This is a genomic window from Citrobacter sp. TBCS-15, assembly GCF_005280815.1.
GTDB classification, from domain to species: Bacteria; Pseudomonadota; Gammaproteobacteria; order Enterobacterales; family Enterobacteriaceae; genus Citrobacter; species Citrobacter werkmanii.
Window position 1 is genome coordinate 1 of the sequence record NZ_SZWK01000142.1, and the last position, 401, is coordinate 401.

Below are 401 nucleotides of genomic sequence, written 5' to 3' on the forward strand. Positions count from 1 at the left end.
ATACTAGATTAAATTGTGGACGTTCGACTGTAGTTCCAGTAAACTTTTCTTGGAAAACTTCTTCTGCTCCTGCTTCTTTCAGAACTTCAATTTGAGATTCTAATTTTTGTTCAAAAGTACTGACACGTGCATACCCAATTTTCATATTTTGACCTCTATTAATAACCCTAAGTTGTGAGTGATGTTATCCTTAAATCTTAGAGTCACTATTGTATAATTTAGACAAAGGACAAAAACATGCAAAAACGCTACTCAAAAGAATTTAAAGAAACCCTTATCGCCTTCTATCATTCTGGTCAATCCGTCACCCAGCTGTCTAAAGAATACGACGTGGCCCCTGCAACAATTTATAAATGGATAGACCTCTACTCTAAATCTAATGAAAGCTCCGTCTCTAAAGC

General features: G+C 35.7%; 2 protein-coding genes. One reads left to right on the plus strand and one right to left on the minus strand.

The window, feature by feature from the left end:
- A partial coding sequence (locus tag FDW96_RS12385) for a recombinase family protein (protein ID WP_170974701.1) occupies positions 1 to 145 on the minus strand: 145 nt, incomplete at its 3' end.
- Positions 146 to 237: 92 nt separating this feature from the next.
- Here FDW96_RS12385 and FDW96_RS12390 point away from each other — a divergent pair.
- Positions 238 to 401: transposase (locus FDW96_RS12390; RefSeq protein ID WP_137365764.1), on the plus strand; the 164-nt coding region annotated here is incomplete at its 3' end.